19 protein-coding genes and 3 tRNA genes are annotated in these 20,161 nt (G+C 60.6%); 18 read left to right on the plus strand and 4 right to left on the minus strand.

Translation table 11 applies throughout. The annotated features are described in order from the left end of the window. Nucleotides 1-396 precede the first annotated feature (396 nt). On the plus strand, nt 397-849 hold the full coding sequence (locus ACED88_RS10230) for a hypothetical protein (protein WP_326504019.1): 453 nt from the start codon (nt 397-399) through the stop codon (nt 847-849). 180 nt (nt 850-1,029) lie between these two features. Further along, the gene (locus ACED88_RS10235; RefSeq protein ID WP_449109531.1) at nt 1,030-2,436 is read left to right on the plus strand and encodes an FAD-dependent oxidoreductase; all 1,407 of its coding nucleotides are present in this window, start codon (nt 1,030-1,032) and stop codon (nt 2,434-2,436) included. Nucleotides 2,437-2,523: 87 nt separating this feature from the next. Here ACED88_RS10235 and ACED88_RS10240 read toward each other — a convergent pair whose 3' ends face one another. Beyond that, on the minus strand, nt 2,524-3,861 hold the full coding sequence (locus tag ACED88_RS10240) for a D-arabinono-1,4-lactone oxidase (protein WP_431464904.1): 1,338 nt from the start codon (nt 3,859-3,861) through the stop codon (nt 2,524-2,526). A gap of 192 nt (nt 3,862-4,053) precedes the next feature. On the opposite strand from ACED88_RS10240, the gene ACED88_RS10245 reads away from it, so the two are divergent. The 6 genes from ACED88_RS10245 (at nt 4,054) to ACED88_RS10270 (ending at nt 6,731) form a co-directional block, all read left to right on the plus strand. Beyond that, a complete protein-coding gene (locus ACED88_RS10245; RefSeq protein WP_449109532.1) occupies nt 4,054-4,713 on the plus strand; it encodes an LGFP repeat-containing protein in 660 nt (219 codons plus the stop codon). Nucleotides 4,714-5,009: 296 nt separating this feature from the next. Next, nucleotides 5,010-6,020, plus strand: coding sequence for a universal stress protein (locus tag ACED88_RS10250; RefSeq protein WP_449109533.1), 1,011 nt, complete (start codon nt 5,010-5,012; stop codon nt 6,018-6,020). 67 nt (nt 6,021-6,087) lie between these two features. Then, nucleotides 6,088-6,327: a hypothetical protein gene (locus ACED88_RS10255; RefSeq protein WP_237236503.1), complete on the plus strand. Its 240-nt coding sequence runs from the start codon at nt 6,088-6,090 to the stop codon at nt 6,325-6,327. A gap of 70 nt (nt 6,328-6,397) precedes the next feature. Next, nucleotides 6,398-6,470, plus strand: a tRNA-Glu gene (locus ACED88_RS10260). A gap of 51 nt (nt 6,471-6,521) precedes the next feature. Next, a tRNA-Asp gene (locus ACED88_RS10265) sits at nt 6,522-6,595 on the plus strand. 63 nt (nt 6,596-6,658) lie between these two features. Beyond that, nucleotides 6,659-6,731 (plus strand) — tRNA-Phe (locus tag ACED88_RS10270). 94 nt (nt 6,732-6,825) lie between these two features. Here ACED88_RS10270 and ACED88_RS10275 read toward each other — a convergent pair. Beyond that, nucleotides 6,826-7,629 carry an exodeoxyribonuclease III gene (locus ACED88_RS10275; RefSeq protein WP_449109534.1) on the minus strand — a complete coding sequence of 268 codons (804 nt, stop codon included), beginning with the start codon at nt 7,627-7,629 and terminating at the stop codon, nt 6,826-6,828. Nucleotides 7,630-7,807: 178 nt separating this feature from the next. On the opposite strand from ACED88_RS10275, the gene ACED88_RS10280 reads away from it, so the two are divergent. The 4 genes from ACED88_RS10280 to ACED88_RS10295 are packed head-to-tail and all read left to right on the plus strand — an operon-like array spanning nt 7,808 to nt 11,195. Beyond that, entirely contained in the window at nt 7,808-8,938 is a 1,131-nt protein-coding gene (locus ACED88_RS10280) for an ABC transporter ATP-binding protein (RefSeq protein WP_449109535.1), read from the plus strand. Beyond that, on the plus strand, nt 8,935-9,609 hold the full coding sequence (locus ACED88_RS10285; protein WP_237236504.1) for an ABC transporter permease: 675 nt from the start codon (nt 8,935-8,937) through the stop codon (nt 9,607-9,609). The genes ACED88_RS10280 and ACED88_RS10285 overlap by 4 nt, the downstream gene beginning before the upstream one ends. Continuing rightward, nucleotides 9,606-10,262, plus strand: coding sequence for an ABC transporter permease (locus ACED88_RS10290; RefSeq protein ID WP_449109536.1), 657 nt, complete (start codon nt 9,606-9,608; stop codon nt 10,260-10,262). The genes ACED88_RS10285 and ACED88_RS10290 overlap by 4 nt, the downstream gene beginning before the upstream one ends. A 6-nt stretch (nt 10,263-10,268) precedes the next feature. Continuing rightward, complete coding sequence (locus tag ACED88_RS10295; RefSeq protein WP_449109537.1) at nt 10,269-11,195, plus strand: ABC transporter substrate-binding protein; 927 nt, start codon at nt 10,269-10,271, stop codon at nt 11,193-11,195. A 165-nt stretch (nt 11,196-11,360) separates the two neighbouring features. Here the strand turns inward: ACED88_RS10295 and ACED88_RS10300 are convergent, their stop codons facing one another. After that, entirely contained in the window at nt 11,361-12,806 is a 1,446-nt protein-coding gene (locus tag ACED88_RS10300; protein ID WP_449109538.1) for a glyceraldehyde-3-phosphate dehydrogenase, read from the minus strand. Nucleotides 12,807-13,030: 224 nt separating this feature from the next. Here ACED88_RS10300 and ACED88_RS10305 point away from each other — a divergent pair, with 224 nt between their 5' ends. From ACED88_RS10305 to ACED88_RS10320, 4 genes are all read left to right on the plus strand, one after another. Next, nucleotides 13,031-13,975: a carbohydrate kinase family protein gene (locus tag ACED88_RS10305; RefSeq protein ID WP_449109539.1), complete on the plus strand. Its 945-nt coding sequence runs from the start codon at nt 13,031-13,033 to the stop codon at nt 13,973-13,975. Nucleotides 13,976-14,125: 150 nt separating this feature from the next. After that, nucleotides 14,126-14,650 carry a YbhB/YbcL family Raf kinase inhibitor-like protein gene (locus ACED88_RS10310; RefSeq protein ID WP_449109540.1) on the plus strand — a complete coding sequence of 175 codons (525 nt, stop codon included), beginning with the start codon at nt 14,126-14,128 and terminating at the stop codon, nt 14,648-14,650. A 10-nt stretch (nt 14,651-14,660) separates the two neighbouring features. Beyond that, nucleotides 14,661-15,494: a Cof-type HAD-IIB family hydrolase gene (locus tag ACED88_RS10315; RefSeq protein WP_449109541.1), complete on the plus strand. Its 834-nt coding sequence runs from the start codon at nt 14,661-14,663 to the stop codon at nt 15,492-15,494. A 28-nt stretch (nt 15,495-15,522) separates the two neighbouring features. Beyond that, nucleotides 15,523-16,329, plus strand: a complete 807-nt coding sequence (locus ACED88_RS10320; RefSeq protein ID WP_449109542.1) for a glycerophosphodiester phosphodiesterase family protein — start codon at nt 15,523-15,525, stop codon at nt 16,327-16,329. 77 nt (nt 16,330-16,406) lie between these two features. On the opposite strand, the gene ACED88_RS10325 is transcribed toward ACED88_RS10320, so the two are convergent. Beyond that, the gene (locus tag ACED88_RS10325; RefSeq protein WP_449109543.1) at nt 16,407-17,729 is read right to left on the minus strand and encodes a uracil-xanthine permease family protein; all 1,323 of its coding nucleotides are present in this window, start codon (nt 17,727-17,729) and stop codon (nt 16,407-16,409) included. A gap of 571 nt (nt 17,730-18,300) precedes the next feature. Between ACED88_RS10325 and ACED88_RS10330 the strand changes: the two genes are divergently transcribed. Both ACED88_RS10330 and ACED88_RS10335 read left to right on the plus strand, forming a co-directional pair. Next, the gene (locus ACED88_RS10330) at nt 18,301-19,329 is read left to right on the plus strand and encodes a hypothetical protein (RefSeq protein WP_431465031.1); all 1,029 of its coding nucleotides are present in this window, start codon (nt 18,301-18,303) and stop codon (nt 19,327-19,329) included. A gap of 365 nt (nt 19,330-19,694) precedes the next feature. Further along, the gene (locus tag ACED88_RS10335) at nt 19,695-20,156 is read left to right on the plus strand and encodes a hypothetical protein (RefSeq protein ID WP_431465030.1); all 462 of its coding nucleotides are present in this window, start codon (nt 19,695-19,697) and stop codon (nt 20,154-20,156) included. Nucleotides 20,157-20,161 lie beyond the last annotated feature (5 nt).

The raw sequence follows: 20,161 nt of genomic DNA on the forward strand, positions 1-20,161 counted from the left end.
GGTTGTATGGGCGGGTGTTTGCGGTGGTGCGGGGGTTGGTGTTTTTGGCTGCGGGTGGGACTTTTGAATAAGCCTCGGTAACTCTGTATCGGCACCAAAAAGCTAAGCGCGAGAATCAGTAAATAGACACCGCTAGGCCTGCATCTCCAGCTGTGAGATGCAGGCCTAGCGGTTGTCTAGAAACACTTCAGTTAAAGTACGCACCTGACTGTTTACTTCTATGTCTGCCTAGTTTGGGACTGCTGGCGTGAAGAGGAAAATACCCTTAAGGAGCGTTGAGCCAAGTTTCTAAGCACAACTCAGTACTTAAGTACTGAAGGTGCTTCTATCTCTTGAAAACTTCAGATGTGTCTGCTGGAATAATTACAATTCTTGGCATTCAAAGGAGATTGCACCATGCCACGTCGAGCCCTTCCCCTTGCCCTACTCATTCCGCTACTGGCAGCCTGCTCCAGCGGCGCGTCCACCACAGCTGAGGCACCAAGCTCCACCCCGAGCGTCCGCACCACCACTGTGCCGCCACCTGCTACCACAGCAACCGCCAGCCCCGAAGAGCTGGCAACCCAGGGCCCCACTATTTCTAACGAAGATATTCAGCGGGGCATCGACACCGGCAATATCTACGTGCTCTACTCCGGCGTCATGTGCTTCGGCGGCACACTAGCTGACCCCACCGAGTTTGCTGAGCAAGAACTAGCCAGTGACTACATGAGCGAGGAAGAATACCAGCAGCACTACAGCCAGATCCCGGCAGAAGTCCTTGCCCAGAGCGAGAACAACAAAACCGGTATCTTCACCGCTCCCCAAAAATGCCTAGACGCTGGCTGGTCCCAGGCCGGAGCAATCTAAAGTACCCTGCACCCCCGCCCGTATCTGTTACCTCTGTTACGACCGGCCCCTACCCGCGGTAACCCCAGGACTTACTCTGTAACCGGGGCGACGGCGTCCGCCCCAAACTCGGTAGACTAGAGCAGAACCAAAGTCCCAACCCGCCGTGCCCACCTACGCCCGGCGCCGAAAGGAAAACCCGTGTCAACCGAAGCCCCCCGCGCCCTGCGCGTCGCCGTCATCGGTGCAGGCCCCGCAGGTATCTACGCCGCAGACATCCTCACCAAAAGCGAAGAAGTCCGCACCGGAGCCGTGCCCGTAGCCATCGACATCTTCGACCGCTACCCCGCCCCCTTCGGCCTGATCCGCTACGGCGTAGCCCCCGACCACCCCCGCATCAAGGGCATCATCAACGCCCTGCACAAGGTACTCGACCGCGGCGACATCCGCTTCTTCGGCAACGTCAACTACGGCACCGACGTCACCCTGGCTGACCTGCGCAAGCACTACGACGCCATCATCTTCGCAACCGGCGCCATCAAGGACGCCGACCTCAACATCCCCGGCGTTGAGCTCACCGGCTCCTACGGCGCGTCCGACTTCGTCTCCTGGTACGACGGCCACCCCGACGTGCCCCGCACCTGGCCGCTGGAAGCCAAAGAAATCGCCGTGCTCGGCAACGGCAACGTAGCCCTCGACGTCGCCCGCGTGCTCTCCAAGCACGCCGACGACCTGCTCGTCACCGAAATCCCCGACAACGTCTACGAAGGCCTCAAGGCCTCACCCGTCACCGACGTGCACATCTTCGGCCGCCGCGGCCCCGCCCAGATCAAGTTCACCCCCCTCGAACTGCGCGAACTAGCCCACTCGCGCGACGTAGACATCGTGCTCTACGAAGAAGACTTCCAGTTCGACGACGCCTCCCGCGAAGCCATGGAAACCAACGCCCAGACCAAGGTCATGATGAAGACCCTTAACGGCTGGCTCGAAGAGCAGAAGGAAAACCCCGGCACCGCCTCCCGCCGCCTGCACTTGCACTTCCTGCAGTCACCCGCCGAAATCCTCGGTGAGCACGGCAAGGTCACCGGTATCAAGATGGAACGCACCGAGCTCAACGGCAACGGCGGCGTTACCGGCACCGGCGAATTCATCGACTACCCCGTGCAGGCTGTCTACCGTGCTATCGGCTACTTTGGCTCTGAACTGCCCGAGGTCGGCTACGATAGCGAACGCGGCGTCATCACCAACGTTGAGGGTCGCGTCATCGACGACAGCGATGTACCCGTCCCCGGCCTCTACGCCACCGGCTGGATTAAGCGCGGCCCCGTCGGCCTGATTGGTTCCACCAAGTCAGACGCCCTCGAAACCGTCACCCACCTGCTCGAAGACCGCGACAACCTCTACACCGCCGAGGCCGCCGACCCCGCAGCGATTGAGGCCTTCCTCGACGAGGCGGGCGTCCGCTACACCACCTGGGAAGGCTGGCACCGCCTGGACGACCACGAAAAGGCCCTGGGCGCAGAAGCCAAGGACGCCGCCGGCGAGCCCCGCGCCCGCATCAAGGTGGTTGACCGCGACGAGATGACCGCAATTTCACGCGGCGAGTAGCGTCAGGTTCTTTCAGAAAAGACCATCTAAATCAGAAAAACCCACCAACTAGGTGGGTTTTTCTGATTTAGGTGGTACCTACGGGGGCTACCGCATGAGCACCCAGTCCAGGTAGGGGTTGAGGAAGAGGCCCGACGGGTCTAGCTCTTCGCGCAGCTCCACGAAGTCGTTGAAATGGGGGTAGAGCTGGGCGAGGGCGTCCGCGTCCTGGGTGTGGTACTGGCCCCAGTGGGGGCGTCCGCCGTGCTCCTTGAAAACCCCCTCAAGCACACCGAACAGTTCGGCGTGGGGCTGGCGCCAGTAGGCGCGCGCCGAGACGTAGAAGGTCTCGCGCCCGTAGGCCTGGGAAAGCCAGATGTCGTCGGCGGCAGCGGTGCGCACGACCAGGGGGTAGGCCATCTGGCTGCGGTAGGACGACAGGTGGGCGCGCACATCGCGCATGACGTCGGCAAACTGCGGCATATCGAATGCGTATTCCATATTGTTTTGCCGCACGGTGCGGTGAATAGTGAAAACGCGGGCCGAGTAGTCGGCGTAGCGGCGGTTGCCCTTAGCCCAGTTGGCTACCCTATTCAGCGCCGGCTGCGCCGCAGGCACCTTAGCTCCGGCGTAGCTGAGCGCCGAGAATACCCCGTTGTTGAGCAGGTGGTCGCCGCCGTAGCGCCGGGCCTGGCTCAGGGCAGCGCTGGCGGGCATGTAGCCGTCGGTGAGCAGGGCCAGGCGGGTGAGTCTGCGGGTGCGCACCTCGCCGGAGCCCGGGAACCAGCTAAATTCGTAGTGGTCCGCCCCGCGGGAGCGGTCTTCAAAAGAGTGCACGATGCTCTGGTAGGTGTGGCCGCGCTCAGCCGCGTGCAGGCGGAACTGGGGCACCACCTTAAAGGTCAGTTCCACGATGATGCCCAGGGCACCCAGGCCGCAGAGGGCCGCTGAGAAAATTTCCGGGTTCTGCTGGGGTGAGCAGGTAAGCAGGGTGCCGGTGGCGTCCACCAGCTTGAGCTCGGCGACCTGGGTGGCAAAGATACCGTAGCTTAGGCCGGTGCCGTGAAAGCCGGTAGAAATTGCCCCGGCCAGGGTCTGCTCGTCGAGTCGTCCCAGGTTGGTGAAGGCCAGGTTGTAGTGGCCCAGCAGGCGGTTGGCCTCGCGCACGGTGGTGCCCGCCAGGAAGGTGGCGGTGAGATTATCGGGGTCCACCCGCACCAGGCCGGTGAGGTGCTCTAGGGTCAGCATGGTGCCGACCGGCTGCCCAATGGCGGACGCGCTGCGCCCCCGCCCCACTACCTTGACCCGGGTATCTGCCGCGGCGGCGTCCTGAATCTGCCGTTGCAGCTCGGGCACTGACCGGGGCGCAAGGACGCCGGTGGGCTGCACGGTGTGTTGGCGCGCCCAGGTGCTCCATGAGGGGCTTGTCTGCGGGGTGTCGGCCATAATCTACCTCGATTCTTGCTCGTTCATGCATATTTTCGCACGAAGAGGTGGGTGCTGGCTGTGAGTCTGGGCGGCCGGTCACAGCTTGGTAACAGTTGGCTCACAATTCGATCAACCTGCCTGTTTTTGCTTGCCCGGGCCAGGGTGGCTGTGATGGGGTGGAAGTACTGGAGAAAGGAAGGTATAACCACCATGAACAAGTCTTCACTCCGTATTTTTGCCCGTTGCGGTTCGGCTGCGCTCGCCCTCGGGGCGCTGACGCTCACGGGGCTTGCTCCCGCCCAGGCCAGCGAGGCCGGTACCGCGGAGCAGCCGCCGCTGGTCACCAGCTCAAGCGCCGGCACCCTGCCCTGGGCCCCCGAAGATTACGCCTGGCTGGGTGCTCCCACCGATGAGGGTTTTATTGCTCCCGGTACTCCTGGTGCCCCCGGTTTTATGGGTCAGAACTTTAACCGCGGGGCTGTGTTCTATAACGAGGTAACGGGTGCCCATGCTGTGCACGGTGCTATATATGACCTATGGCGTTTTGGCGCGGTGACGGTGGGTGACGGCTCTGCCCTGTACAACCTGATTCCTGTGACCGACGAGCAGCCGGTGGGCAGCGGCGTGCGCCAGAGCTTCGCCCAGCCGGGTCTGGCTAGTGGTAACGTCTTCTGGTCTGAGGCTACTGGCGCCCATTTTGTTGAGTCCGGAACCCTGGCAGGGGACTACTTCAATGCCCACGGCGCTGTAGATGCCTTTGGCTTCCCGGTGTCTGAGGTGCAGCAGGTAGGGGATGCCTCGGTGCTGTACACCGAACAGGGCGTGCTGACGGTGACCGCCTCCGGCGCTGTGTTTAGCCCCCTGGGTTAGGTGTTTCTCAGCGAGCGTGCGCCGTATCGCTGAGCGTGTGCATGGCTACTGCACGCTCGGCGATATAACGCACGCTCGCTGGTGCAAGGACGCCGCCACCCACCTCCCTGCCCAGCGGCAGGGGAGTGGGGTGCGGCGTCCTTACCTTATCTAGTTCAAAAATGAATAAGTGCGGTAATGAGGCGAAATAAGTCACGCCGCTCACGAGGGGAGGACTAAACTAGAAGTAGGCCCCGGCAGCAGCGCCGGCAACCCGGCTGGCAGAGCGGGGTCATCATGAATCTAAGGAGATGACCATGACCGAACACGCTCTCACCTTCGGTGAAAAAGCAGTAGCTGCCCGCAACGATATCGCAGAAGTAGCCAACGCATCCGGTGAAATCATCGTCGGTATTGACGGCTCCGAGCAGAGCTACGGTGCCCTACGCTGGGCCGTGCATGAGGCTGAGATTCGCAAGGTGCCCGTCCGCATGGTCACCGCCTACTCCCTGCCCGTCTTCACCGGCACCGGTTTTGACGCCGGCTACTCCATGGTTGACGAGCAGGCCCTGACCGACGGTGTGGCCCAGATTCTCGACGAAGCTCACTCCCGCGTGGGCGAAACCAGCGTTGAACTTCGCGCTACGGTCGAGACCGGCGACGCTACCGCCGTCCTCCTGGAACTCTCCAAGAAGGCTGAGCTGATGGTGGTAGGTTCCCGCTCTCACGGCGGCTTCCTGGGACGCCTGCTGGGCACTGTTTCTACCTCCCTGCCTGCCCACTCTCACTGCCCCACCGTGGCAGTTCCCCAGTCCTATGCCGAGAAGATTGAAGCTGACCCCGGCATTCTGGGCGGCGGCCAGTCCGTGGTTGTTGGTTCGGACGGCTCCGACGAGGCCCGCCTGGCCATGATGCAGGCAGCCGACGAAGCTTCCCGCCGCGGCGTCAAGCTCACCCTGGTCAACGCCCTGGCTCCCTACACCGGTGCGCTCAACTGGGTGCCTGCCGCTGTGGACTTTGAGGCCCTCTACCGCGAAATTGCTGATTTGCAGCGCAAGGCCGCTGAATGGATTCGCGGCTACTTCCCCAACCTGGAAATCGAATTCAAGCTCATTGACGGCTCACCCGTTCAGGTACTGCTAGAGGCGGGTAAGGCTGCTGACATGATTGTGGTTGGTACTCGCGGCCGCGGTGGTATTGCCGGCATGATTCTGGGCTCCACCTCGCAGGGCATCCTGCACAATACCCAGGTGCCCGTGATGATTGTTCCCCAGATTGAAGACCCCCGCATCGATCAGGCCCCCGATGCTGGCGTTACCTGGGGCTAGCCAAAACGTAAAAGCACTCTAGTCAGCTTCTCTCGCAAGGAGTAGGCTGGTTGTAAGACAAGGCAGGATGGCTCCCGCCGAAGCTCCTTTTCAGGCTGAAAAGGGCTCCGACGGCGCTATCCTGCCGTCTTTTTTAAAAAAGTTCAAAAAATTTTTGGTACGGACGCTTGATGCGGCAATATCGGTTCTGGCTAGGTTGTTTATGTGTATTGCCGGTTACTTTTGCGTGAATTTTGTGGTGCAGGGCACCCAGCTTTTGACCCAAAATGTCCCGAATGGGCAGTTTTCGATTTGCGCGCCTGTTTGAACTCGCGTAATGTATTACTTGTTCGAGCGACGGGCTGAGGAAACAAAGCCGGTCACGATACAGCGAACTAGCCCCTATCGTCTAGCGGCCTAGGACGCCGCCCTTTCACGGCGGTAACACGGGTTCAAATCCCGTTGGGGGTACTGTGAAACCTTTGGTTTCACGGCCATGTAAGAACTTCGGTTCTTGCGTATGGCCCCGTAGCGCAGTTGGTTAGCGCGCCGGCCTGTCACGCCGGAGGTCGCGGGTTCAAGTCCCGTCGGGGTCGCTCCGACCGCGTAAGTTCTCACTTGTGGGAAGACGCGGTTGTGGCATATCTAAGGGTATGCCTGGCTCTGTAGCTCAGTTGGTAGAGCGTGCGACTGAAAATCGTAAGGTCACCGGATCGACGCCGGTCGGAGCCACGAAATCCACTCTCTAGGCTTCTACATGAGAGTGGGTTTTTTGTTTTAAAACAAAAACAGCCCCAGCCTGTGGGTTCACAGGCCGGGGCTGTTTTTAGTTAATCTCAACAATCACCGGTGCGTGGTCTGAAGCGCCCTTGCCCTTACGTTCTTCGCGGTCAATTTCGGCGCCCACAACCCGCTGGGCCAGCACGGGGGAGTAGAGCTGAAAATCAATGCGCATCCCCTCGTTCTTGGGGAAACGTAGCTTGGTGTAGTCCCAGTAGGTGTAGGGCACGGTGGTATGCTCACGAGCCACATCAACCAGCCCCAAAGGCTCTTTAAGAAAAGCCCTAAAGGCCGCCCGCTCAGGCTCGGTCACGTGAGTCATCTGGTTTTCCCTAAAGAAGTCGATATCCCATACATCCTCATCGAGCGGGGCAATATTAAAGTCTCCCACCAGGGCGAACTGGGCTGCGGGGTCCTGCGCTAGCCAGCTGGCGGCGTCCTTGCGGAGCTCCTCAAGCCAGGCCAGCTTATAGGGCATATGTGGGTCATCGATACCGCGACCGTTGGGCACGTAGAGGCTCCAGACCCGAACCCCGCCGCAGGTGGCCCCGATTGCGCGGGCCTCAACGACGGCGTCCTCACCCGGCTTGCCAAAAGCCGGCTGGTTGGTGAAGGTGCGCTGAATGTCCTCAAGCCCCACCCGGGAGGCCAGCGCCACCCCGTTCCACCGTGACAGCCCAAAATGGGCCACCTCATAGCCCGAGTACTCAAAAATCTCGTAGGGGAAGGTCTCGTCGGTGGCCTTGGTTTCTTGGATAGCTAGGACGTCTACGTCGCTGCGCTCTAGCCAGTCTTCCACGCGGTCAGCGCGGGCACGGATAGAGTTCACGTTCCAGGTAGCAATTTTCATGTCACTAGCCTAGCAACCCACCTGCCCCCTTAAAAGTGCAGATGCCTGTCACTTTAAGCAGGGCATCTGCATTTATGACAGGGTACTTGCTGTTTAAGAACTGCCTGGAATAGGCTGGGATTCGTGGGCGTTAGGTTGCTGAAGCAAAACCTTCCCCGCCTCAAACGAAAGAGCAAGTATGGCAGCGGCCCCCGCTATTGAATTCCGGTCGGTCACCAAGAAATACGGTGACGCGGCGGTGGTAGATAACCTTAACCTCAGTATTCCTCGGGGGAGCATCACGGTTTTTGTGGGCCCCTCGGGCTGCGGTAAAACGACCTCCCTGCGCATGATTAACCGCATGGTAGAACATACCGGTGGGGAGATTCTGGTGCGGGGAGAAGCCAACACTTCTCGACCAGCTCACGAGCTGCGCCGCTCTATGGGTTATGTGCTGCAGCAGGCGGGGCTCATGCCCCATCAGAGCGTGCTCGATAACATCACCACCGTGCCCCGCCTCAAAGGGGTGTCTAAGAAGCAGGCCCGTGCCGAAGCCCTAGAACTTCTCGATACCGTGGGCCTGGACCGCGCATCTGCCAGTAAGTACCCGGCCCAGCTATCGGGTGGTCAGGCCCAGCGGGTGGGTGTGGCACGAGCCTTGGCGGGGCAGTCAGATATTTTGCTCATGGACGAGCCCTTTAGCGCCATCGACCCCGTGGTGCGGGCTGACCTGCAACAGAGCCTTCTTGACCTGCAGCAGAAGCTCCAGCGCACCATCGTCTTCGTCACCCACGATATCGACGAAGCTGTGCTCCTGGGGGACTACATCGCCGTCTTTGCCCCCGGCGGCACCATCGCCCAGTTTGGCACCCCCGAAGAGATTTTGCGGGCTCCGGCCTGCGATTATGTTGCTTCTTTTGTGGGGCGCGACCGCGGCATGCGCCGCCTGACCTTTGCTGGGGCGGGGAACGTGGCCGTCCGCCCCCTGCAGGCCGCTGAGGCCGAGGGCTGGCAGCTGAGACTAGCGGACGGACGCCCCGACGGTTGGCTGACCGGCGGCAGGCACCTGCCCGGCGGCTCCCTTTTCGTGCGGGGAGGAACCCTGCGCGATGCCCTGGATTCGGTGCTGTCGTCCCCCTCCGGCTGGGGTGTGGCGGTTGACGAGCAGGGGCTGGCCCTGGGCCTGCTGGAGGCCGATAACGTGCTCGAAGCAACCCGGCAGGAGCGCTACCTGCGCTACGGCCTGGAAGCCCCCTGGGCCCGCGCTGATGGGGCCGGCACGGGCCGAGAATCCACCGACGAGACCCCCGGTAGCGGGGCGTCCGCATGAGCTGGTTTCTAGCGAACCTGCCCTACATCGGGCAGCTCACCACGCTGCACCTGGCGCAGTCGGTCATCCCGGTAGTGGTGGGCTTTGCCCTCGCCCTGCCCCTGGCCCGGCTGGCCCTGGGGAGGCGGGCGGACGGACGCTCCACCGAGGCCTACACAACTGCCGGCCGGGTGCGTAAAGGGGCGGTCGTCAATGGCGCTGCCCTGCTCTACACCGTGCCCTCACTAGCGCTGTTTGTGCTCATGCCCCTGGTGCTGGGCACCTCCATTACTTCCCCGCTCAACGTCTACGTGGCGCTGACTATCTACGTGGTAGCCATGATGGTGCGCAGCGCCGTGGACGCCTTCGAATCGGTCTCACCCATCACCCTCGAAGCCGCCACAGCCGTAGGCTACACCCCGCTGCGCCGCTTCTGGCAGGTTGAGCTACCCCTGTCGCTACCCGTCATGATCGCCGGTTTACGCGTTGCCCTGGTCTCGAATATTTCTATGGTGTCGGTGGGCGCTGTTATTGGCATCCAGTCCCTCGGCACCCTCTTCACCGACGGCCTGCGCCGGGACCTACCGGCTGAAATCATCACCGGAATCCTGCTCACCCTCGTCCTTGCCCTCGTGCTCGACCGCCTGCTGGCCCTGGTCGGCGCCGCGCTCACCCGTTGGAGGAACCCATGATTTTTCAGGACGTCTGGGCCTGGTTCACCGCCCCCGGCGCCTGGGTGGGCACCGGCGGTATCTGGCAGCGTCTTGGCGAGCACCTGGCCTACTCCGGCCTGGTGCTCCTGATAGCGGCGGCTATCGCCCTGCCGCTGGGTGCCTGGGTCGGTCATACCGGTAAGGGGGAAAACCTGGTGGTTGCCCTGACCGGTGCCCTGCGAGCCCTCCCCACCCTGGGCCTGCTCACCCTCTTTGCTCTCTGGCTGGGACTGGGGCTGACCGCCCCGGCGCTTGCCCTCGTCATACTGGCTATTGCCCCGCTCCTGGCGGGCACCTACGCCGGTATTGCGGCTGTGGACCCCGTTATTAAGGACGCCGCCCGCGCCCAGGGCATGACCGGCTGGCAGGTGCTTACCCGGGTAGAAATTCCCGTGGCCCTGCCCCTCATTTTCGGTGGCATTCGTAACGCGGTACTGCAAATCATCGCAACCGTCACCGTGGTTGCCTACATCAACCTTGGCGGGCTAGGGCGCTACCTCATCGACGGGCTGGCAGTGCGCGACTACACCCGCATGGTCGCGGCCGTCCTTCTGGTTGCCGCCCTCGCCCTAATCGTCGATGCTCTACTTGCCCTTGTGCAGAGGGCCCTCACCTACCCCGGACTAAGGTAAACACCTATGACTTCACCCCGCCTCACCCGCCGCTCCCTCTTTACCGGGGCTGGCCTTGCCGCTGGCGCCCTGGGCCTATCGGCCTGCGGCCTGGACGGCTCTACCGCCTTTGGTAGCGGAAGCGCCACCGGCACCATCACCGTGGGTTCAGCCGACTTCACCGAATCACAAATCATTGCTGAAATCTACGCTGCCGCCCTGCGCGCCCGCGGACTAGATGCCAGCACCAGCCCCGCCATCGGCGCCCGCGAAGCCTACCTCGGGGCCCTGCGCGAGGGCACTGTCTCGGTGGTACCCGACTACTCCGGCAACCTCCTGCTCTACTTCGACACAGAGACCACAGCCGTCACTGCCCAAGAAATCGTGCAGGCCCTCCCCACCGCCCTGCCCGAGGAGCTGGGCGTTCTGGCGGCCTCGCAGGCAGAGAACAAGGACTCCCTGGTCGTCACCGCCGCTACCGCCGAAGAACACGGTCTAACCAGCCTGGACGACCTCACCGCCCTCAGCGGCCAGCTCAGCCTAGGGGCACCCCCGGAATTTGCGGAACGAGCCTACGGCCTGCCCGGCCTAGAGCGCCTCTACAGCTTCACCCCGGCGTCCTTCGAACCCATCAACGATGGCGGCGGCCCGCTTACCGTTGCCGCCCTGGCCGATGGCACCGTTGATATCGTGGATCTCTTCTCCACTGACCCCGCCATCACCGCCAACAACTTCGTGGTGCTTGAGGACCCCAAAAACATGATCCTGGCCCAGCAGGTACTACCCGTCATCAATACCCGTCAGGTCTCGGTAGCAGCGGCCCATGCGCTCGATGAGGTCTCAGCCCTACTCACCACCGAGACCCTGATTGAGCTGAACACGCGCGTCTCCGGCGCCGAAAAAGCAGCCCCCGCCACCGCCGCGGGGGATTGGGTGAGCGAGAACTTCGCGTAAACCGTGACTCAACACCATGTTGCAAAAAGGGCAGGGGCATAGGCTACCGCCAGCGACCCTCTCGCTCCTCGCCTGGCGGCTCGTCACGATTCACGCCAGCCCCGAGCCAGCTGGCTCGTAGCCTATGCCCCTGCCCTTCCGAACGTGCGGCGGGCGTCCGCGCTCTTAGATCGCTGCTGGGAAGCTCTGCAGCTTACCGCCGATCATGGTCTCCAGCACGCGAATTACCTGGCAGGAGTAGCCGAACTCGTTGTCGTACCAGACGTAGAGGATAGCGTTATCGTCACCGGAGGTGATGGTGGCCAGGCCGTCCACGACACCGGCGGCGCGGGAGCCAACGAAGTCGGTTGAGACGACCTCGTGGGAGTCGGTGTAGTCAATCTGGCGACGCAGGTTAGAGCGCAGGGAGCGCTCGCGCAGCAGGTTATTGAGCTCTTCCTTGGAGCCGACGGGCTTCTCAAGCTGAAGGCTCAAAATAGCCATAGAGACATCGGGAGTGGGAACGCGGATAGCGTTACCGGTCAGCTTGCCCTCCAGCTGGGGCAGGGCCTTAGACACTGCCTTAGCGGCGCCGGTTTCGGTAATGACCATGTTCAGGGCAGCGGAGCGGCCGCGGCGATCTCCCTTGTGGAAGTTATCAATCAGGTTCTGGTCATTAGTAAAGGAGTGGACGGTCTCAACGTGGCCGCGCTTGACCCCGAAGACCTCGTCCATCACAGCCAGCACGGGGGTGATGGCGTTGGTGGTGCAGGAGGCTGCTGACAGGACGGTGTCACTATCTTCGATGATGTCGTCGTTAACGCCGCAGACGATATTCTTGACACCCTTACCGGGAGCGGTGAGTAGGACGCGCGCAGCCCCCTTGGCCTGCAGGTGGCGGGAGAGGCCGTCCTTGTCGCGCCAGCGGCCGGTGTTATCAACCACGATGGCCTTGTCGATGCCGTGGGCGGTGTAATCAACCTCAGCCGGGTCAGATGCGTAAATGAACTTGATGGGGGTGCCGTTGGCGATGATGGTGGAGTTCTCTTCATCCACGCGGATGGTGCCCTTGAAAGCGCCGTGAACCGAGTCGCGGCGTAGCAGGGAAGCACGCTTGTAGAGGTCGTTATCGGTGTTCTTACGAACCACAACGGCCCGGAGCTTGGGGCCGGCGCCGGTGGAGCGCTCCAGCAGAATGCGGGCCAGCAGGCGGCCGATGCGGCCAAAACCGTAGAGCACGACGTCCTGTGAGGCAGCTTCAATCTGGCCCTTCTTGCCGACCACGGGAGCCAGTTCTTCGCGCAGGAAGGCCTCAAGGTCGCTCGCGCCAGATGCCTCAAACTTGCGCTGCAGGCTAGCCAGACCCAGCGAGCAGGCACCCAGGTCGAGGGTGCTGACAATCTCAAGGATCTTCAGAGAATCGGCCGGGTTGAGCTCAACGTCATCAATCTGACGGGCAAAACGGTGAGCCTTCAAAATCTGAATAACAGACTTGTTGATCAGGCTGTGACCGTGAATAGAGACAACCACATTGTTCTCTCGGTTCAGCTTGCCAATCAGGGGAATCATAGCCTCGGCTTCAGCCTCAGAGGCAAGCCACTGCTCGTGAGCATTGTCGGCAGAAATAGTCATAGTGTTGACCTCTTCCTCGATGAGTAGCGTCATTGAACTCATCGGTTAGCAGCGCGGCGGTGCGCTGGTAGTTTGTGACTGGCGGCCCCCACCCCATGCTCTGTACGGGCAGGCAAGAGGCTGGTGGGCACTACAGACCTAAGTTTATAGTTTGTTGTCTCACATGTGGAGTTTGTGACGCGAAACTTCTCTGAGGCTAGGGCCACAACCGGTAAAATAAGGGCATGCTCACTGTCATAGGCGAAGCCCTCGTAGATGTTGTCCAGCGCCCCGGCGTAGAATCCCACGCCCACCCCGGCGGTTCCCCCATGAACGTTGCCGTTGGCGTTTCCCGTCTGGGCCACCAGGCCCAGTTCATTGGCCGCTACGGCAAGGATGCCTACGGTGAACTTATCGACGCCCACCTGCGCGCCTCGGGCGTCCTGCTACCGGTAGGAGCGGACGCCAAGAAGACCTCAGTAGCCCAGGCCACCATCGGTGAAACCGGTGCCGCTGACTACGAGTTCGATATCGACTGGTCACTCGACGCTGCCCAGGCAGCTCTCGACGAGGTGGGTAAGAACGCCACCGCCGTACACGTGGGCTCTATCGGCGCCATGCTGGAACCCGGGGCCACCGCCGTCCTGGAAACCATCAAGCAGGCAGCACCCCACGCGCTCATCTCTTACGACCCCAACTGCCGCCCTTCCATCGTGCCCGATGCTGCAGAGGCCCGCGCCTGGGCCGAGGGCATCGTGCGCCAGGCCGACGTAGTCAAAGCCTCTGACGAAGACCTGCTCTGGCTCTACCCGGGCCGTACCCTTGAAGAATCCGCTCAGGCCTGGCTTGACCTCGGGGCATCCCTGGTGGTTGTAACCCGCGGTGAGATGGGGCCCTGGGCGATTACCCGCAAGACGTCACCCGACGGCATCGCACTGCCCGCCTACCGGGTAGAGGTTGCCGATACCGTGGGTGCTGGTGACTCCCTCATGGCAGCTCTCATCGCTGCCCTCTTGGACCGCGGTATTGAAGGTAGGGGCGCCCGTGCAGCTATCGAACTGCTGAGCAAGGACGACCTCAAGGAAATCCTGGCCTTCGCAGCAGTTGCCGCCGGTATCACCGTCTCCCGTGAGGGAGCGAACCCGCCCACCCGTGAGGAACTGAACGCCGTGCTCTACCCCGAGGGCTAGTTCTGTGTCTCCCCAAGGGGACCGCATAACTTCAAAAGGACCGCATAATACGCGGTCCTTTTTTGATTTTCAGGTCCCTTTTCGCCAGGGGTGATAGTCAGTAGACTGGGTAGTACATGGTCACAGCCAATCAAGGAGGATGAAGCCCCCATGCTCAACCGCGAACCCTATGCAGACCTGCCCGACCTACCCACCTTTACGCTGACGTCCGCTGACATCAGCGAAGGTGAGACCCTGCCCCGCGCCCAGGTCTCCGGCATCATGGGCGCAGGCGGCGAGGACGTCTCGCCCCAGCTCTCCTGGAGCGGCTTCCCCGAAGAAACCAAGTCCTTTGTGGTGACCTGCTTTGACCCGGACGCCCCCACCCCCTCAGGCTTCTGGCACTGGGCAGCCTCTAACATCCCCGCCTCGGTCACCGAACTGGCCACCGGCGCCGCCGAAAACCTGCCCGAAGGAGCCATGGGGCATCTCAACGACGGCGGTACCCGCGGTTTCGTTGGTGCAGCCCCGCCTGCCGGCCACGGCCCCCACCGCTACATCTTCTGTGTCACCGCCGTTGACGTGGAAAAACTCGATATCGACGAAAACGCCAGCCCCGCCGTGGTCAACTTCAACCTCTTCTTCCACGGCATCGCCCGGGCCTTCTTGACGGCGACCTACGAAGAAGAGAACTAGAATGTAAAGCATGATTAAACTGATTGCCAGCGACCTGGACGGCACCCTCATCGGGAGTGATTTCAGGTTCCGTCCCCGCACCCTGCAGGCCCTGCACGCGGCGGCGGATGCTGGCGTCCGTATCGTTTTTGTAACCGGTCGCCCCTTGCGCTGGTTGGCTCCCGTGCTGGAGCAGCTGGGCGAGGAGTGGAACGGCGAGAACTCTTTTGCCTTCTGCTCTAACGGTGCGGTCACGTTCGATATCGCCCGCTCGCAGGTGGTTGTCACCCGCACTATCAGCGGGGCTGAAACTTTGGCCCTGCACGCCGAGCTGGAGCAGGCTTTCCCGGGAGCTCTCTATATCGCGGAGACCCTGGAGCATGTCTACGTGCAGGGAACCTATGACCCGCACGCGCAGGAAGACGCCAGCAAGGTGGTGGAGGGGCAGTTGGAAGAGATTCTGGCGCCCGATGCTGAGGTTGTGAAATACCTGCTGTTCCGGGATGGCGCGGTACCTGCCGATTTATTGGCCCGCGTGCAAGAGATCGTGGGGGAGCGGGCATCTGCAACCCGCTCTGCCCCCTACCAGCCCCTGGTGGAAATTGCGCAGCGGGGGCTGAATAAGGGCCGGGTGCTGGCTGACTTTGCGGCTTCGCTGGGCATTGGCCCTGATGAGGTGGCTGCTTTTGGTGATATGCCCAATGACTTTGAGATGCTGGACTGGGCAGGTCACGGCTACGTGATGGCATCGGGTCTGCCGGAGCTCAAAGACCGGGTGGGGCGTATCTGCCCGGGGTTTGAAGAGGACGGCGTTGCCCAGATTATCGAGCGCATGCTGGCTGAACGCCAGGGTCGCCAGTCCTAAGTTACTGGCCGGTAATATACTGGTTCTTATGCCTTCACACGCATTTTCATCGTCTTCGCCTGATCACACCCAGATTTATGCCCACAGAGGGCTTGCTATAGGCCAGGCTGAAAACACCGAGGGAGCTTTCCGTCGTGCCCTCGATGCTGGGGCCCACTGGCTCGAAACCGACGTGAACACCACCGCTGACGGCCAGGTGCTGGTTTTTCACGACCCCACCCTCAATCGTTTGGTGGGTCGCCCGGGCCGGGTGGCTGAGATGACCTGGAATCAGCTGCGTGACCTGAATCTGGTGGATGGCGGTCAAATTTCCCGCCTGCACGATATGCTTGAGGCTTTCCCCGAGACCCGCTTCAATATTGACCTTAAGGACGCCGGTTCGGCGGCCGAGGTTGCGCGGGTGCTGGTAGCTGCCGGTGCGGTAGAGCGGGTGCGGCTGGCGTCCTTTTCGGAGCGCCGCCTGCGGCAGGCGCACCGGGTGGCCCAGAATCTAGGGGTGCAGATCCCCCTGAGTGCCTCGCAGTCGTCCTTCACTTTTTTCTATGCCTTATCGCGCATACACCCTAGCCTGTGGAGTTTTCTTAAGCCTTTGACCCGTAGGTTTATGCTTCCCTTCGACGCGGTTCAGGTGCCGGCCTATCATCGGGTGGCGGGCCGCCGCCTGCGCATTGTTGACCGCAAGCTGGTGGCTGCCGCCCGCCGGGCCGGGGTGGAGGTGCACGTGTGGACGATTGACGATGAACGCACCATGCGGGAACTTATCGCGCTGGGGGTCAACGGAATCGTTACTAACCGCACCGACCTGCTCGCGGACGTCCTCGCCTCCTCCCGGTAGGTACCATTTAAACTAGAAAAACCCACCAACTAGGTGGGTTTTTCTGACTCAGATGGTACCTACTGCCGGTTGAGGGCCTAGTGGACGTCGCCCTTAGCCTCGCTCGGAGTCAGCGGCTCGGGGTGAGCCTTGGAGGCCTTATTGAGCGCAGCCATCAGGTGGTAGACCACCAGGGTTGCGGCGGTGCCCAGAGCGATACCGGCGAACTGCAGGTCGCCGATATCCCAGGTGTAGTCAGCAATACCAACAATCAGGGCCACGGACGCGGCAGTCAGATTGACCTGGTTGGAGAAGTCCACGCGGTTCTCCACCCAAATGCGCACACCCAGCATGCCGATCATGCCGTAGAGCACGGTGGCAGCCCCACCCAGCACGCCGGCGGGAACAGAGGCCACCGCGGCACCGAAGACCGGGAAGATAGAGAGCAGGACGGCGAAAATCGCAGCGACCCAGTAGGCGGCGGTGGAGTAGACCTTGGTTGCTGCCATAACACCGATGTTTTCAGCGTAGGTGGTGGTACCTGAACCGCCACCGGCACCGGCCAAGGTGGTGGCCAGGCCGTCGGCCATGAGGGCACGGCCGGAGTACTTATCGAGGTTATCCCCGGTCATCAGGGCAACGGACTTTACGTGACCGATGTTCTCGGCAACCAGCACCAGAATGACGGGGATGAAGAGGCCAGCTAGGTTCCAGTGGAACTCGGGGTGCTGGAAGTGGGGTAGGCCGATCAGGCCCTGCTCAGCCCAGGTCTTTTCGATGGCGGCGAAATCGACCTCGCCGCGCACCACGGCGGTGATGTAGCCGATGATAACGCCCAGCAGGATCGACAGGCGGCCAATCATGCCCTTGAAGAGTACAGAAATCAGGATGATGGAGCACAGGGTCACCAGGGCGGTAACGGGCGCTTCCATGAAGTTATTCTTAGCGGACGGAGCCAGGTTGAAGCCAATGAGCGCCACGATGGAGCCCGTGACTACCGGGGGCATGAGCTTGGTTAGCCAGCCGGTGCCCGCGACCTGAACAACCAGACCAACAATAAAGAGGGAGACACCGGCCATGACGATACCGCCCAGGGCCCCGCCGGGGCCGTACTGGTTGGTGGCAGCTGCTAGGGGCGCGATGAAGGCGAAGGACGAGCCCAGGTAGGAGGGTACGCGTCCTGCCGTGATCAGCAGGAAGAGCATGGTGCCGATGCCCGAGAAGAAGAGGGTGGTCGCGGGCGGGAAGCCCGTCAGCAGAGGCACCAGGAAGGTCGCACCGAACATAGCAACCACGTGCTGGGCGCCGATACCGATGGTATGGCCCCAGGTGAGGCGTTCGAGGGGGCGGACGACCCCGCCCGGGGTGATGTTCTTGCCGTCGCCGTGCAGGGTCCAGGCGAAAGGGGAGCGAGAGGTCACAGGGGTGTCCCAACCGTAGTGTAGTGAGTGTAAATCGTCCTTAGTTTACTCTACTTCCGGGGTTTAGGGGCGCAAGGATAGGAGTGAGCTTTAGGCGGTTGGGAATGTCTTTACGAGCTGATACAAGCTAATCTTTCAGGATCTCAGGTAGCATGCCGCGATTATCTTACAGTGATGCGACCGTTATTTAATGTGATAGGTGATTTAACCTCTAAAAATCAAGGAACTTATGGTCGCATCTTTTGCACTTATTTAAGTTTACGGTTTTGGTTATTTAAAAATTTTGCTTTTGGGGAGCGTAGGATGTTGGTATGACTTCCCCCTTAGATTCTCTGGATGCGCTTGGAGGGCTGGTGCTGAACTCGTCCCAGGCCGCGATGGTTGCCGGGGTGGAAAGGGCAGTTGTGCCTACTTGGGCTAAGAGACATGCGGACTTCCCCATAGCACAAAGGGGTGCCAAGACTCTGTACTCTGCGCTTGAGGTTGTGGAGTGGTGTACAAAGCGCTCTGTTCAAAAGCCGTTAGAACAGATGCTGACTGATGCTGCGGTGCTGGGGGTGCAAACGAATGCTTGGGTTTAGACAGCAAAGAGCAGGTGCTGGCCTTTATGGTTTTCAGTATTATCTATGAGCAGATTGAATACCTTACAGATGAGCGTCCAGCAGCCCTGCTACGTAGGTGCGCTACAAAATCCCAGCCTCTAGCAGAGCTGGTGAAACCTTACCTGCTCACGATGAATACCGGTATCTATGGGGTTTTGAATAGAGTGGGAGCCCTAGTCGCCCGGTACTCTGAAGAACCTCTGAGCTCTTTCCAACTGTTCCTAGCCGTGAGTGAGCGTGACTCTAATGAGTCTATGCAGGGACTCGTCGGGGAATTCCTCGCTGATCTGCTGGGGGAGTTTGGCACTGGGCTTCATTTCTATTTTCCCCAGTCTTCCAACGATGACATTTTAATTCAGTTGGCGCAGATGCTTGTAGCTAATGACCCTGATGGGTTGCAGAGTATTAGCTTTGCTGAAGGCATGAGAGAAAGCAATGAGCTTCTGCGCTTATTCCAAGTCTTTTTATCAGCTGATAGTCTCTATAGCCCTTACCGGGAGGGGCAGCTTGAAGAGGCCCATGACGCTTCTGCTATCGTCACCTATTTGCCTCTGGCCCGACGAGGTGCCTCCTACGAGCTTTACTGGAAAGCGCTGAGCCAGGTTGTAGACAGCTCACCTGAGGGCGTACCGATTGTCGTTTTGGGTAGGTCTGAGCTACTAACCAGCCCGGTACGTGATGGCAGCCAAGTTAGTAGCGCGCACATGGATATGTTGCGCTATGGCCACATGGTTGCTGTGGTAGATCTTGGTCCTGGAGTCTTGCGGTCTGAATCGAACGCTTCCCTGGCAGTGGCAATTTTCGAGAACCACAGAGTTGGCCCGGATAACCGACCTCTGGTGGCCGTGCTTAACCTTGGTGGTAGTTTGAGGCAGAAGGATGCCCACTGGCAGGCCATCATACACGATATAGGTGCTCTGGTGCAGGAGGACTGGTCTTCTGCCGTGCACAGTTCAGTTGGGGAACATGCGTTGGCCAGCGGACAATATGTGGTGTAGCGGGAAATTTCTGAGCATGGAGCACATAGCTATAAAAGCGCGGCGAAGGCAGTCAAGCCCGGACAACAGAGAGTGAGTGTTATTAACTTAAAAGTCAGGGAGATTCAGACAACTAACCTGCAGCCACTGAGTTTGGATTGGCGTGTAGCTGAGACCGCACAACAGAAGCATCTCACCATCGCAGAACTGATAAGACAGAGAGCCCTCAAGTGGGTTCCAGGCTATGCCCAGTCTAAGCTCCCTGCGGGTTTGGTAAGCGCTGTTGAAGCTAAGGATGGCGGCGCTTGGGTGCGTCTGTTAGATGAAGACAGCATGGCAAGGTTGGGCAGAGGAACCACTGTGCCCACTACTTTAGGGCACTAAAGGTGGCTGATCTGGCGCAACTTGGTAACTCAGCCGATCCGGCACTGCCGGGGGACATTGTGGTCTCTGAGGGTAGTGCAGAGACCTTCGTAGTGGGTGCTGAGCTCGGCCTGGTGCTGGTCCAAGCCCCACTTTTTATTCTGCGTAGCGCAGATGAGAAGCCCCAACAGGTTGCGCTTAGTAGCGAGGTCTTTGCACGGCTGGTGCGGGCTGGTTTGCAGGAACAGAAGCTGGCTGGTGCCCAGAAGGCTCTAGCGAAAGAAGTGAGAGTGCCACCTGTCGTGCTGAAAGCATTTACAGGTACTGCTACTGCTGAGAATAACTCCCTAGAAACGGAGCTGGCAAAGATCAAACACCAAAGGCAGGCGCTCGTTGCGCGTCTGACTGCCTTGGAAGAGCTGGAACATCAGACTCTTGCCGGTCTGTCAGAAGGAACTATTACCTTTCTTGAAAAAAGAATATAGGTATT

Source organism: Rothia sp. 11273D007AR (genome assembly GCF_053547255.1).